General features: G+C 59.1%; 10 protein-coding genes. 6 read left to right on the top strand and 4 right to left on the bottom strand.

Going from position 1 to position 15696, the window contains the following annotated elements; all coding sequences use genetic code 11:
• Window positions 1-32: 32 nt before the first annotated feature.
• The gene (locus tag QZ383_RS07350; protein WP_291444294.1) at window positions 33-1043 is read right to left on the bottom strand and encodes a hypothetical protein; all 1011 of its coding nucleotides are present in this window, start codon (window positions 1041-1043) and stop codon (window positions 33-35) included.
• A 147-nt stretch (window positions 1044-1190) separates the two neighbouring features.
• Here QZ383_RS07350 and QZ383_RS07345 point away from each other — a divergent pair, with 147 nt between their 5' ends.
• From QZ383_RS07345 to QZ383_RS07330, 4 genes are all read left to right on the top strand, one after another.
• The gene (locus QZ383_RS07345) at window positions 1191-2207 is read left to right on the top strand and encodes an NAD-dependent epimerase (protein ID WP_291444293.1); all 1017 of its coding nucleotides are present in this window, start codon (window positions 1191-1193) and stop codon (window positions 2205-2207) included.
• The gene (locus QZ383_RS07340; protein WP_291444292.1) at window positions 2204-4459 is read left to right on the top strand and encodes a U32 family peptidase; all 2256 of its coding nucleotides are present in this window, start codon (window positions 2204-2206) and stop codon (window positions 4457-4459) included. The genes QZ383_RS07345 and QZ383_RS07340 overlap by 4 nt, the downstream gene beginning before the upstream one ends.
• Before the next feature lie 122 nt (window positions 4460-4581).
• Complete coding sequence (locus QZ383_RS07335) at window positions 4582-5436, top strand: methyltransferase domain-containing protein (RefSeq protein ID WP_291444290.1); 855 nt, start codon at window positions 4582-4584, stop codon at window positions 5434-5436.
• Between the two features lie 54 nt (window positions 5437-5490).
• Window positions 5491-8817: a UvrD-helicase domain-containing protein gene (locus tag QZ383_RS07330; RefSeq protein ID WP_291444289.1), complete on the top strand. Its 3327-nt coding sequence runs from the start codon at window positions 5491-5493 to the stop codon at window positions 8815-8817.
• Between the two features lie 263 nt (window positions 8818-9080).
• Here the strand turns inward: QZ383_RS07330 and QZ383_RS07325 are convergent, their stop codons facing one another.
• The 3 genes from QZ383_RS07325 to QZ383_RS07315 form a co-directional block, all read right to left on the bottom strand.
• Window positions 9081-9338, bottom strand: a complete 258-nt coding sequence (locus QZ383_RS07325) for a hypothetical protein (RefSeq protein ID WP_291444288.1) — start codon at window positions 9336-9338, stop codon at window positions 9081-9083.
• Between the two features lie 118 nt (window positions 9339-9456).
• The gene (locus tag QZ383_RS07320; protein WP_291444287.1) at window positions 9457-10896 is read right to left on the bottom strand and encodes a sigma-54 dependent transcriptional regulator; all 1440 of its coding nucleotides are present in this window, start codon (window positions 10894-10896) and stop codon (window positions 9457-9459) included.
• 92 nt (window positions 10897-10988) lie between these two features.
• Complete coding sequence (locus QZ383_RS07315) at window positions 10989-13355, bottom strand: ATP-binding protein (RefSeq protein ID WP_291444285.1); 2367 nt, start codon at window positions 13353-13355, stop codon at window positions 10989-10991.
• 222 nt (window positions 13356-13577) lie between these two features.
• Here QZ383_RS07315 and QZ383_RS07310 point away from each other — a divergent pair, with 222 nt between their 5' ends.
• Complete coding sequence (locus QZ383_RS07310) at window positions 13578-14045, top strand: NapC/NirT family cytochrome c (protein WP_215647502.1); 468 nt, start codon at window positions 13578-13580, stop codon at window positions 14043-14045.
• Window positions 14038-15621, top strand: coding sequence for an ammonia-forming cytochrome c nitrite reductase subunit c552 (locus tag QZ383_RS07305; protein ID WP_291444284.1), 1584 nt, complete (start codon window positions 14038-14040; stop codon window positions 15619-15621). The genes QZ383_RS07310 and QZ383_RS07305 overlap by 8 nt, the downstream gene beginning before the upstream one ends.
• The last annotated feature ends 75 nt before the right edge of the window (window positions 15622-15696 follow it).

Raw genomic sequence — 15696 nt, 5'->3', positions numbered from 1 at the left:
TAGCGCTGAACAATGTGGTGTCATATCAGCAATTAATCTTGTTTGCTGGGCTTTTCAGCCTCATCTGCTGCGGAGGCATCCGCGGAAGCATCAACGGGCTTTGACGCGTCAGCGGGGCTGACTGCGCTGTCCGCAGGGGTCGCGTCAGCCGTATCTTCAGACGGATTTGCCGTGTCGGGGCTGATAATTTCCGCATCGGTCACATCGTCGTCATGCCCTGCCGCTCCATTGCGGTCAGCGGCATCACCCGACGCAGCTTCGGCGTCAAGGGCCGGGGGCAAGGCCTGCGCCTCGACCACATGACCACCAAGAGCCAGACGCTGCACCTCGTTTTGCGGCAGGGGTATGCAGCCCTTGTCCACCAGCACGATGCCTGTGCGTTCCAGCACTTCGCGCCGGTACTCATACTCCTGCTGCATGCGGTGATGCCTGTACACAAACCAGCGGTGCACCAGATAGCATACGGCAATAAGAGCGGCCAGACTGCCCGCAATCCAGGGAATATATTCGGTCAGCGCGCCGCCAAGGCGCATCAGGGCAGAAAATGCCCCGTCCACAAAAAACAGCCCCGCACCCAGCAGCATGATGCCCAGCAGCAAAACCACCGTGGGCGCATTGCGGATTATGGCATAGAAACGGCGCAGCCGTTCGGGAACCTGTTCATCGTCAGCCGTCTGTCCTGCTCCCTGCCCGCCCTGCATGGTGTCCTCGCGCCCCAGATAGCGCGAAACCCATGTGCCGGAAAGGTGCACGATGAGCATCAGCCCCACAGGGGCCAGCACTGCGGCCACGGCCCAGCCAAGCCAGGGAAAGCGTGCCAGCGGCGGGCCGCCGGGGACATCCGGCGCGGCATGCATGACGCCGTAAAAAAAAGAAATGCCGCCAACAATCATCTCTACAAAAAAGATGGCGACCATAAGATATATGAGCGCGTCCCTGTACGGGCCAGCGTACCAGGCTGCGCGATCCTGACGGCGGCCTTTATCCGCAGAAGATGCGGACTGGCCTTGCGTTTCGGATCCTTTATTCTCTGCTTTCTGCATTCTTTACCTCGGTCCCCAAAACATACGATGCGGCGCTTTTTCCCGCAAGCCCCCATACCCCGAAACAAGGATTTCACCGTTGCGCGCCGCTCTTGCCCAGAACGCGCATCTGGCTTACTTTGCCTGCATGCACACTGGGAGGTTCTCATGCATGTTCTGGTAACAGGCGCAGCGGGCTTTATTGGATACCATCTTTCCCAACGGCTTCTGGCCGATGGGCACAGCGTGGTGGGCGTTGATAATTGCAACGACTATTACGATGTGCAACTAAAAAAAGACCGTCTGGCCCAACTTGCCGCCATGCCGGAGGCGCAGCGCTTCCGCTTTGAACTTCTGGACATGGCAGATGGCCCGGCAATGGCCGCCCTGTTTGCCCGCGAAGGCTTTACCCATGTGGTCAACCTTGCGGGGCAGGCTGGCGTGCGCTACAGCCTCCAGAACCCGGAATCGTACCTCAATGCCAACCTGCTGGGCTTTGGGCATATTCTTGAAGGCTGCCGCCAGAACAAGGTGGGGCATCTGCTTTTTGCCTCGTCTTCTTCCGTGTATGGCATGAACACTGCACGGCCCTACAGTGTGCACCATAACGTTGACCACCCAGTCAGCCTCTACGCCGCCACCAAGAAAAGCAACGAACTGATGGCCCATTCCTACAGCCATCTGTTCCGGGTCCCCTGCACGGGATTGCGCTTTTTTACCGTATACGGCCCCTGGGGCAGGCCCGACATGGCCTTGCACCTGTTCACCTCCGCCATTGTGCGCGGCGAACCCATCAAGGTGTTCAACGAAGGGCGCATGCGCCGCGACTTTACCTATATCGACGACATCATTGAAGGCGTGGTGCGCCTGCTGCCGCTGGCCCCACAGCCCGACCCGGACTTTGACCCCGCAAATCCCAACCCCGCCAGCAGCTCCGCGCCCTGGCGCATCTACAACATAGGCAACAACCATACGGTGGAACTCAACGATTTCATCAGCACCCTTGAAGACGCCCTTGGCATGAAGGCCCGTAAGGAACTTCTGCCCATGCAACCGGGCGATGTTGAATCCACCTGGGCCAATATTGACGACCTCACCGCCGCCACCGGCTTTGCCCCTTCCATGCCTCTCAGCGAGGGTATAGCCCGCTTTGTGGCCTGGTACAAAGAGTATTATAAAATATGAACGACACTTTCTCCACTTCTGCGGATCATTTGAACATATCCGCCCCCACGCCCGCCCGGCCGGAAATTCTGGCTCCGGCGGGCGACTCGCCTTCATTCCTGGCCGCTCTTGCCGCCGGGGCAGACGCCATCTATCTGGGCCTCAAGCATTTTTCTGCCCGCATGCAGGCAGAAAACTTTGGACTGACGGAACTTTCGCGCCTGACAGACCTTGCCCATGCGGAAAACGCCCGCGTTTACGTGGCCATGAATACGCTGGTCAAGCCCAACGAGCCAGCTCAGGCCTATCGGCTGGCGGCGCGCCTTGCCCGTCAGGTCAGGCCCGACGGCCTTATCGTGCAGGATCTGGCAATGCTGGATCTGGCGCGTCAGGCTGGCTTTGAGGGCGGGCTTTTTCTTTCCACCCTTGCCAACCTTACCCATCCGGAAAGCCTGTTGCAGGCAAAAAAACTCGGCGCCGACCGCGTTATCCTGCCGCGCGAGCTTTCCATTGATGAAATCCGCACCATGGGCGAGGCCTGCCCCGAAGGCCTTGACCTTGAATGTTTTGTGCACGGCGCGCTGTGCTACTGCGTGTCTGGCCGTTGCTACTGGTCGAGCTACATGGGCGGCAAAAGTGGCCTGCGTGGGCGCTGCGTGCAGCCCTGCCGCCGCGTGTACCGCCAGGGCGGCCCTGCGGCCATTGCCCTTGTGCGCAATGCGGAACGCGAGGAGCAGGATCGCATGCGCCAGGAACAGTCGCGCATGGACATTGCCCGCAAGAACCGCAATGGACGGGATGGCCGCGATGGGCGTGACGCCAAGGCCGGACGCGGCAGGCCGGACGACCGCAGAAATGAATCCTTTGACGCGCCACGCCGCCCAAGTTCCCGCGGGCAGGTTCGCGGCAAGGAACACAACGGGCGCTGGTTCTCCTGCCTCGACCTTTCGCTGGACGTGCTGGCAAAAACCCTGCTGAACATCCCCCACCTTGTGTCGTGGAAGATCGAAGGCCGCAAAAAAGGCCCGCACTACGTATATCACGTGGTTACGGCCTACCGCATGCTGCGCGACAACCCCGGCGATGCGCAGGCCCGCAAGGCTGCGGAAGAAATTTTGCAGATGTCGCTGGGGCGGCCCTCATCACGCGCGCGCTTTTTGCCGCAGAAGGATCACACCATCCCCACCACGCCGGACGGTCAGACCAGTTCCGGCCTGCTGGCGGGCAAGATTCGTATCGAGCCTGAAGGCGGCGTGTCGCTCAAACCCTTCTTTGAACTGCTGCCGCAGGATTACCTGCGCGTGGGCGTTGAAGACGAGCGCTGGCATGCCACCATGCCCGTAACCCGGCGCATTCCCAAGGGCGGCAGTCTTACCCTGCGCCTGCCCAAGCACAAGACGCCCAAGGCGGGCACGCCGGTCTTTCTTATTGACCGGCGCGAACCGGAACTCATGCGTATCATCAAAAGCTGGCAGGCGCGCCTTGAGGCCATGCCCTCCCGCCCCAGCAAGGCAGTGGAAAGCGACCCGCGTCTGCCCAAGCCCATCAAGGCCAAAACACGGCCCGACATGTACGTGCGCTCAAGCGTGCCCCACGGCAAGGAGACCCGCACAGGCCGAAGCCAGTTGCAGGCCCTCTGGCTTTCGGCGCGCAGCGCCGAACTTTCGCGCACGGTTGCCCCGCGCATGTGCTGGTGGCTGCCGCCGGTTATCTGGCCTGACGAAGAGGAAATCATCCGCCGCTCCATCGGGCGGCTGTGGCGCGACGGGGCGCGGCATTTTGTGTGCAACGCTCCGTGGCAACGCGGATTGTTCCCAGAACAGCTTGAGGAAAACGCCGACCTGCTGGCCGGGCCTTTCTGCAACGCGGCTAATGCCTCTGCCCTTGGCATACTTGCCAGTATGGGATTTTCGGGCGCTTTTGTAAGCCCTGAACTGGCGCAGGAGGACATGCTGGCCCTGCCCGCGCAAAGCCCCCTGCCACTTGGCGTGGTGCTTTCCGGCTACTGGCCCGTGGGCATCAGCCGTTTCGGCCTGCTGGGCGTCAAACCCAACGAGCCATTCCTCAGCCCCATGGGCGAACCCTTCTGGGCGCGGCAGTACGGCGGCAACATCTGGATTTATCCCGGCTGGCCGCTGGATATCACCGCCAAAAGGCAGGAACTGCTCTCGGCGGGATACGGATTCTTTGCGCACATGCAGGAAAATCCGCCTGCCTCTGTGCCTGAAATGCGGCGCAAGAGCCTGTTCAACTGGGAAGGGGATCTGCTGTAAAAGGCCTGTTGCCCCAAACTCCAGGCGGCTGACCGCATTCGCAGCATCCTGACACATACTTGCGGGCCGCCGTCAGAAACCATGTTCTGTCGGCGGCCCTTTTTCCGGCGCAGGAAGCCCCAATGCACACGGATGAACCTTTTTACAGCGCCCGTCAGCTTTTTCCACGCGGGCTTGACCAGCCGGAGGGCAGTCTGCGTTTTGGCGCGGATGCCCTCCTGCTGGCTGCCTTTGCCGCGCGGCATGTGGAAAACCTGAACGAGTCACGTCAGGCGCATCTCACTGCAGCAGAACTTGGCTGCGGCTGCGGGGCCGCCCTGCTTGGGCTGGCCTTGCGTTGCGTTGGCATTACCGGGCTGGGGCTGGACAGAGAAGGGCCGCTCGTACAGGCCGCTACGACCAATGCCGCGCGCCTTGGCTTGACAGACAGGCTGCGCTTTGTCGAAGCTGATCTGGCCGACAGAAAACGCTTGTCAGAGCTGGCAGGCACAACAGGCGGCAGCCATGCCGGAAAGTTTGATCTGGTTCTGGCAAATCCGCCCTATGGAGTTACCGGGCGGCCCTCGCCCCGCCATATGCGGGAACGAGCGCTGCGTGGCGCACTGTGCGAGGAAAGCCGGGAATATGTGCTCCAGCTATTCTGCCGCGCTGCGGCAGCGCTGCTGAGGCATCAGGGCTGTTTTTGCTGTATCTATGACGCTCCGGCCTTGCCGCAATTGTGCGCAGCCTTGAGCGATGCTGGCCTTGGGCTACGCCTCCTGCTGCCAGTGAGAACGCACAGCGCAAAACCCGCCTTGCGGATTCTGGCTCTGGCCCGCAAGCATGCCGCGCACGAAACCGTGATTGAAACACCGCTGATGCTGCACACCGGGGCATCCACCAATGACAACCCAGGAACCAGCAAGCTCACATGTGGCGGCAAGGACGGGCCTCTATGGTCTGAGCAAGCCTTGCGCTTCTGCCCCTGGCTGGCCTGACGCAGGCTTTATTGCAATCAATCCCGCACAGATTCCATCCCCACAGGGTGAATTATGAATTTTATAGCTGATCTGCACATCCATTCCCGTTTCTCGCGCGCCACAAGCAAGGCCCTCAATCCTCGCCATCTGGCGGCATGGGCGCGCTGCAAAGGTATCAACGTACTGGGCACCGGGGATTTTACGCATCCCCAGTGGCGAGCGGAACTGGCGGAGCAGCTTGTGCTGGACGAGCACACGGGCCTGTACAGGTTGGCGGTGGAACCGGAAACGCTTGAGTTCATGGATGCCAAGGCCGGCCCCGGCATGCAGGAATCCGCCGACCCGCTGTTTTTGCTGCAAACGGAAATCAGCTCCATCTACAAACGCGGCGGCAAGGTGCGCAAGGTGCACAACCTTGTGTTTGTGCCCACACTTGAGGATGCGGCGCGCCTTTCTTTGCGCCTGGCGCAGATCGGTAACCTCAATGCCGATGGCCGCCCCATTCTGGGGTTGGATTCGCGTGACCTGCTTGAAATCATGCTGGAATGCGCGCCCGGTTCAGTGATGATCCCCGCCCATGTGTGGACGCCCTGGTTTGCGCTTTTCGGCTCCAAGTCAGGCTTTGACAGGCTGGAAGACTGCTACGGCGATCTTTCGGAACACATTTTTGCGCTGGAAACGGGCCTTTCGTCCGACCCGGCCATGAACCGCCTGATCAGCAGGCTTGACGGCTACGCTCTTGTGTCCAATTCAGACGCGCATTCCGGGGCCAACCTTGGGCGCGAGGCCAATCTGTTTGCGGGCCGCCCCAGCTATGCGGGCATGTTTGCTGCCTTGCGCGCTTCTGCCCGGCGGGAAGACCAGAGCAATCTGGACTGCCGTTTTCTCGGCACCATGGAATTCTATCCAGATGAAGGCAAATACCATCTTGACGGGCACCGCGCCTGCAACGTGGTACTGGAGCCCAAGGAGTCCCTGGCTCTTGGCAATATTTGCCCGGTCTGCGGCAAGCCGCTCACTGTCGGCGTACTGCATCGTGTGCTGGAACTGGCAGACAGGGAAACCACGCCGGAGCTCCAGCGCGAACCAGAAGTGCGCCCGCTGATTCCACTGGCCGAAGTCGTGGGTGAAATCCTCGGCGTTGGCCCGGCATCGCGCCGGGTGCAGGAGCGTTACAGCAGCCTGTTGCGCGAGCTGGGGCCGGAGCTGGATATCCTTTGCAGCCTGCCGGAAGCCGACATCCGCGCTCACTGGGAGCCGCTGGGCGAAGCCGTGGCCCGCATGCGGCGTGGCCAGGTCTACCGTGAGGGCGGCTATGACGGCGAATACGGCACTGTGCGTGTTTTCTCCCCGGAGGAGCTGGCCGATGCGCGCGGCACCCTTCCGGGCGTAAAAGCTCCTGCCAAAAGGGGACGCAAAAAGGCTGAGCCGCCTGAGGCTGCGAATGCACAGGCAACTGCCACGCAGATTGCATCTGGCCAGACCGCATCCGTGCGCGTGCGTCGGGCGAGCCTCCCCCTTGCCGGTGATACCAACGCAGGAGCCACAAGCAATTTTTCTGCAGTAAAATCCGCAGCGACAGCTGACACACCTGCGCAGGTCTTTGCCTATTCTGACGAACAGCAGGCGGCGCTTGCAGCAGGGCCAGCGCCAGTGCTGGTGCTGGCTGGCCCCGGCGCGGGCAAAACCCGCGTTCTGGTGGGCCGCTTGCAATGGCTGGCGGAACAGGGCGCAGACATGCGCAGGGTGCTGGCTGTCACCTTTACACGGCGCGCTGCGGATGAACTGCGGGAGAGACTGGGCAAGGCCTTTGCGGGAACCTCGCAAGCTGCGCTCCCCCTGTGCGACACCCTGCACGGCATGGCTTGGGCGGCCCTGCGCGCTGCCAGCGCCGATAATCCCCCGCTCCTGCTTGGCGAGGATGCCGCGCTCAATCTGTTCTGCCTTGCGAATTCGGAGCTGGAAAAGCGCGATGCGCGCAAGCTTTGGGATGCCCTTGCTCTGGCGCGCGAGGGCGGTCTTCTTGCCCAGGAACCTGCTCAAAGCCCTCTGGCCCGAGCTGCTGCCAACTACGCTGCGCGCAAGAACATGGGGCAACGCTATGTGGACTACGCCGACCTTCTGGACTGGTGGCTGGAACACGCCCGCACCCTGCCCGAAAACAAGCGCCCACAGCACGTGCTGGTAGATGAAGTGCAGGATCTTTCCGCAGTGCAACTTGCCATTGTTCGCGCCTTGCTGCCTGCGGATGGTCATGGATTTTTCGGCATTGGCGACCCGGATCAGGCCATTTACGGATTCCGTGGCGTTACGGGCCAAAGCGAGGAAAGTTTGCGCGCCTGCTGGCCGGGGCTGAACGTCTTCCGCCTTGGGCAGAGCTTCCGTTCCAGCCAGAGCGTGCTGGACATGGCCCGCAGCCTTCTGCACCACAAGGGGCAGTGTGGCCCATTGCTGGCCGCGCAATCGCTCACGGCTGAACTGCGGCTCTTTTCCGCACCCGACGAGCGCACCGAGGCCCGTTGGGTGGCAGAGCGGGTTCGCCACCTGCTGGGCGCTACGGCCCACACCCTGCTGGATCACATCAAGGGGGACGACCTGCACGGTCTGGCCGGAGCACTGGCGCCCGGCGACATTGCGGTTCTTGTACGTCTGAAAGCGCAGATTCCCCCTTTGCGCGCCGCCCTTGAACAGGCGGGGATACCCTGCGCCGCGCCCTCACAGGATGGATTCTGGCAAGACGCCGTCTGCGCGCGCCTGCTGGGCTTGCTTGGCTCTCATTGCGGTTTTGCGCGGGTGCCCATCGAGGATCAGGACCAACAGGATACCTTGCCGCTAAGCTGGACAGCAGCAGAGAGCCTGCCTGCGCCGGAGCGCATGCTCCCCTGGCTGGCGGAGCAGCCCTGGGCGGGGGAAGTATTTACCGGCAGCCGCCCATGGCGTGAACTGTGCCGCCTCTGGAACAAGAGCGGTCACTGGGCGGGCTTTTTTGAGCAGCTGGCATGGCTTCAGGAGGCCGAGCTTGTGCGCGCCAAGGCCGAGAGTGTGCAGATTCTGACCTTGCACGCTTCAAAGGGGCTTGAATTTCAGGCTGTTTTTCTGCCTGGGCTTGAAGACGGTCTTTTGCCTTTGCGCCGTGAACTTTTGTTCCCTGCCGCGGATGCCGCCACCAGCAGCGCCCAAGGCGAAGCCAACGAGGCAGAGGAACGCCGTCTACTGTACGTGGGTCTGACGCGAGCCGCGCGGGCGCTTTTTCTCAGTCATTGCGCGCAGCGCACTCTTTATGGGCGCACCCTGCATTTGCAGCCCTCGCCCTTCATGGGCCAGATATGTGAATTCTGCCGGCACAGCACCCTGGCAACGCGCACCCGCAAGGAACAAAAACAGATCAGCCTGCTCTGATCCCCGGCTCCGCCCACGCTATCAGCGGCGGGATAAGGAACAAAAAAAAAAGCGCCATAGGCGCTTTGCAGTTGCGGGATTGATTTCGGCCTGAGGCAGAGACGGGCGAATAAACGGGCCATATCGGGCACAGGGGCATTGCATCGCGCTTGCTCCCGCCACGCGCCCCGGGAACAAGGGCGCAACAGGCTGTCCGGCCTGACAAACGCCACACCCGGCAAAAATGCTCAAGAGTGCGCCACAATGTGACGCAATGAAGCCGTTTATTCTTCCAGCCAGGAGTCGTCTTCAAGCACCTTGTAACCGCGCACGGTGAGGTACACCACGCCATCCGCTTCATCCATAATGCCTGAAACTTCCACGGGCACGCTGACCTCTTCATCCAGGTCAACCCCGGCGCCGCGCGGCACAATGCGGTATTCCACATCATCCTGCACAACAGCGACACGGGCCTGGCGCGCATCCACAGAACGCGGCACTGCCGCAACATACCCTCTGACAGTAATGGGACTCTTGTTCATAAGCTCTAACATTGCCTTTCAATGCCGATTTTTCTCGCCTATAGCTCCTTTTATTTTCTGACGCAAGCATCCCTGGCTGTTTGCCGCGTTTTTTTGCTCAGCCTGTCTGAAGCCCTTGCTACAAGCCGTTTTTTTTCATCAGCTCATACCAGTGCCCGCGCGAAATACCTGCCACCTCCGAGGCTTTTCGCACATCTTCCGCGCACATGTCCCAGACCTGCCGCACGTAGGCTTTTTCAGCCTGAGATTTCCATTCTCGCAGGCTGGGCGGTTTTTGCCCCAACGTATCACTGACGAGAAACCCGTTTTCGGCCGCATTTATCCCCGCGCTGCCATTCCCGTGCAGCCCGCCGTTTTCTTTGCTGGGCTGTGCGTTCCCCTGCCCCATGCGACGCCGCACGGAGTCCACACGCATGCGCGTGGGAAGATGTGCAGGCAGGATCAGATCACTTTTGCCAGCCGTGAGGCATGCCCGCTCAAGACAATGGATCAGTTCACGCACATTGCCGGGCCAGGCATATTCCAGCAGCACATCCAGCGCCTCGTTGGAAAGTGTCTTTTCCGGCTGGTCGCTGCCCAGACAAAACCGCGCAATGGCCTGCCGCGCAAGCGCGGGGATTTCATCAAGCCTCTCGCGCAACGGCGGGATTACAATGGTGAGGCCTTGCAGCCTGTAGAGCAGATCTGCCCGAAAGCTGTTTTCCTTGGCCATGTGCTCCAGATTCTTGTTGGTGGCTGCCACCAACCTGAAATCGCTGCTGACCTCGCGCACCTCGCCCACAGGGCGAAAGCGCCTCTGCTCCAACGCGCGTAAAAACACCCCTTGCATGGGCTGTGGCAGGTCACCCACTTCATCCAGAAACAGCGTGCCTTTGTCTGCCGCAAGCAGCAGCCCCTCGCGCGCCCTGTCCGCACCAGTGAACGCACCTCGGCTGTGCCCGAACAAGTGGCTTTCCACCAGAGTTTCTGGCAGTGAAGCGCAATCAACCGTTATAAAAGGCCTTGCAGCCCTTGCGCTGTTGCGAAAGAGCGCCCGGGCAAAGAGTTCCTTGCCGACCCCGGTTTCTCCCAGCAAAAGCACATTTACTTCGCTTTTTGCTGCCTGCGCCAGCAGCTTGAGGGCGCGGCTCATACCTGGGCCACTGCCAAGGATATGCCCGCTGTCCACAACAAGAGCTTCTGGTACTGGAGTGCGGTTTTGCCTGAATTGCAGAATTTGCCGCAAACACTGCTCAATATCGCGCATCTGCAGGGGCTTGGTGAGAAATTCCCAGGCTCCCGAGCGTAAGGCGGCCTCGGCATTATCACCATCGCCGTTACCGGTGATGACCACCACATCCGGCGCACCGGGCAGATGCGCAAAATCAGCCTGATATTCAAGACCGTTGCCGTCCGGGAGCCATACGTCCAGCAAGACCACATCCACAGGCTCGCTGACCATGCGCAAGGCCTCCTGAATGGAGGCGGCCAGCAGGGTTTCATGCCCCATGCGGTTGCAGACCACCTGCACCATTGTGCGCATCAGTCCTTCATCGTCCACCACAAGCACTTTGGCCATCAGCTTGTTCCCCCTGCGATCCTGCTACTGCTGATTTTTCAGTCTGCACGTTTTACCGCGCCTGCCAGCAAATTCTGCCGAGGACATGTGCCCTATGCAATCTTGCACTGCTTCATATCTGCCGCGAGCACCTGAACTGCTTCCTGCATTGCGGAGCGCAATTTTTGCGCTTCTTCTGCAATAGTTTCTGATTCCGCACCTTCTGTAGCCGCCGCTGCAGCGCGCAAATGGTCAAGCCGCATGACGCCTGCCGAATTTTTGCAGGCATGAGCCATGCGGCGCATCTGCTCCAAATCCCCCGTTGCAATGGCGGCGTCCAGGGTTTGCAGACGCTCTCGAAGTTCGCGCTCCAATACGTTGGCAAGGCTTTTCAGCACGCCTTCATCGCCATCCAGCGCTTCAAGCGCGCCATTGCGGTTCCAGATAGCGTTTTTGTTCTGTATATCAGCTAATTGTTGCTTGTTTTGTACCCTTGTTGAGATATACGACATTGCGCTTTTTTTCTCGGTGACATTTTGGGACCTGTCTGGACAAGCTGTTGGCTTTTCTGGCTTCCTTTCTGCCATCAGTTTTTCCAGCTCATAGCGCAACTGCTTAAAACTCAAGGGTTTTAAAAATACGCCATCAGCTCCAAGCTCCTCGCATTTGCGCAAAAAGGAATCACTTGTAGTCGCTGTATAAACAACGGCGAGGGTTTTTGCCGGGGACAAAGTATCGCCATTCCGCAAAGCTTGCAGCACATCCAGCCCATCAATACCGGGCAACCGGCTGTCGAGCACAAGCAAGTTCCACGGCCCCTGCCTGGGATCACGCAACAATTCCAGTGCCTTTTCGCCAGTTTCAGCCACTACGGGTTCTGCCCCCATGCCTCGCAACATATGCTGCATGGCATAGGCAATGGATGCGGTGTCTTCCGCCACCAGTACCTTTTTGTGGGACAGCGACTCCTTTGCGCTCTCCTGCGCCGCTGGCATGACAAAATTTGGCCTGGACACATTCTCTTGGCCTTTGTTCTGCCAGGGTTGCGCACACTGTGAAAGCAGCACATGGAGTGTAAAGCAGGCCCCCTGCCCTGTACGGGAAGCAAGTTCCACATCACCGCCCATGAGCCGTGCAAGAGTGCGGGCAATGTTCAGACCAAGGCCTGTCCCCGGTGTACGGGCAGTGTCACGCCCCCGTTGAAAGCTCTCAAACACCCTTTCCTGATCTTCCTGCGACATGCCGGGGCCGGTATCCGTGACGGAAACTGCCAGCTTCAGATGTTCACTGGTGCTTTCAAGGGCTGTGGCGTAAATGCGAACAGAACCTGCCTCTGTAAATTTGACTGCATTGCTGACAATGTTGCCCAGAGCCTGCCGCAGCCGAAAGCTGTCGCCCACCGCGCATTGCGGTAAATTTTCGTCTATCCCGAGCGTCAGGGAAATCCCCTTGCTGTCGGCAATGGGCCTGTACAGGCTGACACAGCTTGCAAGGCACTCCCGCAGGTCAAACGGCAAGGCTTCAAGCGTGGGAGTTCCCTGTTCAAGCGCTGCGTGGTCAGTTATATCGCCTACCATTTCCCGCAGCGCCTCTGCGGCTTGTGCAAGATAGCCCAGAGCCTTATTGCGTTCTTTTTCAGGCAGATCAGTGCGCTGGGCCAGTTCGCTCATTCCCACAATGGCTGTCAGCGGTGTGCGCATATCGTGGCTGAGGTGTCCCATGAACGAGCTTTTCATGCGGCTGGCTTCTTCCGCCAGCCAGCGCCGATGCGTGAGGTTGAAGGTCAGGCCCCCGATGGCAAGCACCCCTGTGAACGCAAGCAGGCCATACAACAGACGCATGTTGTAGCGTTGCCTTTCCAGTCCTCTGTGGAATGAGCTTGCATCCTGGCTCACGCTGATGCCGCCAAGTACTTCCCCCACTTTTTTGTTTGTATGGCACCGCAAACAACTTTGCTGTGCCATAAGCACACTCAGCAGACGCAGGCTTTGACCATTGCCCGGCTGAGGTGCCGTAAACACTTCGGGGGTTTCTTCCGCACAGCGGGCAAGCGCTGATTTTTCCCACACATCCGCCATGTTTTCCGGCCGTAGCGGCGCACTGCTAATTACGCTGATGGTAAGCCCTTCGCGCGAGCTGCGCTCCGCCAACTGGCGGCTCATATATGCCGGGTTGACCAGCACTAGGGTACGGCCATCCTGCGTGGTTACGGTGCGTTCAGATTCCGGCAACCAGGGGTTTGGCTGACCGTAATCACTTTTTTCAACATATACGCCGCCGTGCGCTGCATTCCAGTTTCTTGCGTCCATTAATTGCTGCGCCATGGTTGAAAGTCGTGTATGCTCCAACTCAAGGCTATGCTCAGCATTGACCTGCACTGCCTGACTGTAAAGAAAACCAGTGAGTCCAAGCCAGCCCAGACTGGCAATAAGAACCAACCACGGCATCTTCTTCGACTTTACAAATGATTCGCGCAGCATCGCTCATCCTTCCGGTGGTGTTGTCATTTATTTCTGAATCTGTCTTTTTTTTCTGAATTTTTCTGTGACCGAAATCACGGCTTCTTTTCTGATTTCATACAATTAGCTTATTTATCTACTAATTATTTTTTTATTTTATTTGCTAATTTTGGTACGTTTCTTGTTTTCTTAACCGGGATGCCGCCATGGGGGCGGCACACAAGGAGCGAGTTAGGAGGCTCTATGGGAACACCCCGCAATGGACCATGGCTTAAGGTGCTGTTGGGCGGCGTTGCGGCGGGAATGGTGCTTTTGGGTGTGCTTGCGTACGCCATGACGACAACTGACCAGCGACCTTTTTGCGCCAGTTGTCACATAATGCAGGAAGCGGCCGTGACCCAGAAAATGGGATCACACGCCAAGCTCTCCTGCAATGAGTGCCATGCCCCGCATAATCTGCTGGCCAAGCTGCCGTTCAAGGCCCAGGAAGGCCTGCGCGACGTTATCGGCAATGTTTCAGGCCACGACATTCCGCGTCCTTTGAGTGTTCGCACCAAGGATGTGGTCAATGCCAACTGCATGGCCTGCCATAGTCAGACCAATGTCAATGTGGCCAGCATGGACGCCAAACCCTACTGCGTGGATTGCCACAAGGGTATGGCCCACATGCGCATGATGCCTATAAGCACAAGGACGGTAGCCAATGACTAAGAGCAACATACACAAGGCCCTGGGAGTGGCGGCCCTGCTTGGCATAGCTTTGCTTGCGGGCTGTCAGGATGTTTCCACTGACCTTAAGCCCCCCAAGTACAAAACTTCCATTCCTGAAAGTGAAACCCGTATTTCTGCTTTCCAGAAAGATTTTCCGCAGCAGTATGCCTCGTACATGAAGAACAACGAATCCTCGGTCATGACCGAGTACAAGGGTTCCATACCCTATCACAAGAACGACAACATCAATCCTTTGCCTAAGGGCTTCAAACACGCCCAGCCCTATCTCAAAAACCTGTGGCTGGGTTATCCCTTCATGTATGAATACAATGAGGCGCGGGGGCACACCTACGCCATAGAAGATTTTCTCAATATTGACCGTATCAACCGCTTTGCCGCTGACGGCAAGGGCGGTCTGCCCGCCACCTGCTGGAACTGCAAGACCCCCAAGATGATGGAATGGGTCAAGCAGTACGGCGATGCCTTCTGGTCAAAAGACGTCAATGAATTCCGCAGTAAAGACAAGATCAACGAGATGGATGAAACCATCGGTTGCGCCAACTGCCACGATCCTGTGACCATGGAGCTGCGCCCCTACTCCGAGCCGCTCAAAGACTGGTTGAAGCGCAGCGGACAAGACTGGGCCAAGCTTTCGCGCAACCAGAAGCGCAGCCTCGTGTGCGCCCAGTGCCACGTGGAATACTACTTCACCCACAAGGACAACGGCCCCGCCGCCAAGCCCGTGTTCCCCTGGGACAACGGCTTTAACCCCGAAGACATGTACCAGTACTACAAGGGGCACGGCCCCAAGGGCGCTGATGGCAAGCCCGGACCTTTTGTTGACTGGACGCACGCGGCCTCCAAGGTCGGCATGATCAAGATGCAGCATCCTGACTATGAAATGTTCCAGGACGGCCCCCACGGCGCTGCCGGAGTTGCCTGCGCCGACTGCCACATGCCCTACATGCGTGAAGGCGGCAAAAAGGTTTCCAGTCACTGGATGACCTCGCCTCTCAAGGATCCGGAACTGCGCGCCTGCCGTCAGTGCCACGCCGACAAAACTGCTGACTACCTGCGCGGCCGCGTGGAATACACCCAGAAGAAAGCCTTTGAACAGCTGCTGAAAGCGCAGGAAATCTCGGTTAAGGCGCATGAAGCTGTTCGTCTTGCCAATGCCTACGAAGGCAAGCGCGCAGCCGATTACGACGCCCTGATGACCGAAGCGCGCGAAATGGTGCGCAAGGGCCAGCTGTTCTGGGATTACGTTTCTGCGGAAAACAGCGTTGGTTTCCACAACCCCGCCAAGACGCTTGATACGCTCATGACCTCTATGGAATGCAGCCAGAAGGCTGTTGACCTTGCCACCAAGGCTACGGATTTTGGCATCGCTGAAGCGCTTTCCAAGGATATCAAGGAAACTGTGCCGCCCATTCTGGAAATGAGCCGCAAGCTCCAGCAGGACCCCGAATTCCTCAAGAAGAACCCCTGGACCAAGCTGCTGCCCACTTTGCCAAAAGCTGATCAGGTTTGGGACAATCAGACAAGGATCACTTCTGAGGCAAAGCCTGCCCAGTAGCCCGTAGTTGCATGCAGGCCATGCGGTTACGCGGCACTGCATAACCTTCAAAACAGCAAGGCCCCTGAAGAGGGG

This window comes from Desulfovibrio sp. (assembly GCF_019422935.1).
Classification (GTDB): domain Bacteria; phylum Desulfobacterota; class Desulfovibrionia; order Desulfovibrionales; family Desulfovibrionaceae; genus Desulfovibrio.
This window is presented reverse-complemented; position numbering and strand designations above follow the sequence as displayed.

Coding starts and splice junctions, on each gene's coding strand:
- QZ383_RS07350 (WP_291444294.1), bottom strand. CDS start 1,043: ATGCAGAAAGCAGAGAATAAAGGATCCGAAACGCAAGGCCAGTCCGCA.
- QZ383_RS07345 (WP_291444293.1), top strand. CDS start 1,191: ATGCATGTTCTGGTAACAGGCGCAGCGGGCTTTATTGGATACCATCTT.
- QZ383_RS07305 (WP_291444284.1), top strand. CDS start 14,038: ATGACTAAGAGCAACATACACAAGGCCCTGGGAGTGGCGGCCCTGCTT.
- QZ383_RS07340 (WP_291444292.1), top strand. CDS start 2,204: ATGAACGACACTTTCTCCACTTCTGCGGATCATTTGAACATATCCGCC.
- QZ383_RS07310 (WP_215647502.1), top strand. CDS start 13,578: ATGGGAACACCCCGCAATGGACCATGGCTTAAGGTGCTGTTGGGCGGC.
- QZ383_RS07330 (WP_291444289.1), top strand. CDS start 5,491: ATGAATTTTATAGCTGATCTGCACATCCATTCCCGTTTCTCGCGCGCC.
- QZ383_RS07325 (WP_291444288.1), bottom strand. CDS start 9,338: ATGAACAAGAGTCCCATTACTGTCAGAGGGTATGTTGCGGCAGTGCCG.
- QZ383_RS07315 (WP_291444285.1), bottom strand. CDS start 13,355: ATGCTGCGCGAATCATTTGTAAAGTCGAAGAAGATGCCGTGGTTGGTT.
- QZ383_RS07335 (WP_291444290.1), top strand. CDS start 4,582: ATGCACACGGATGAACCTTTTTACAGCGCCCGTCAGCTTTTTCCACGC.
- QZ383_RS07320 (WP_291444287.1), bottom strand. CDS start 10,896: ATGGCCAAAGTGCTTGTGGTGGACGATGAAGGACTGATGCGCACAATG.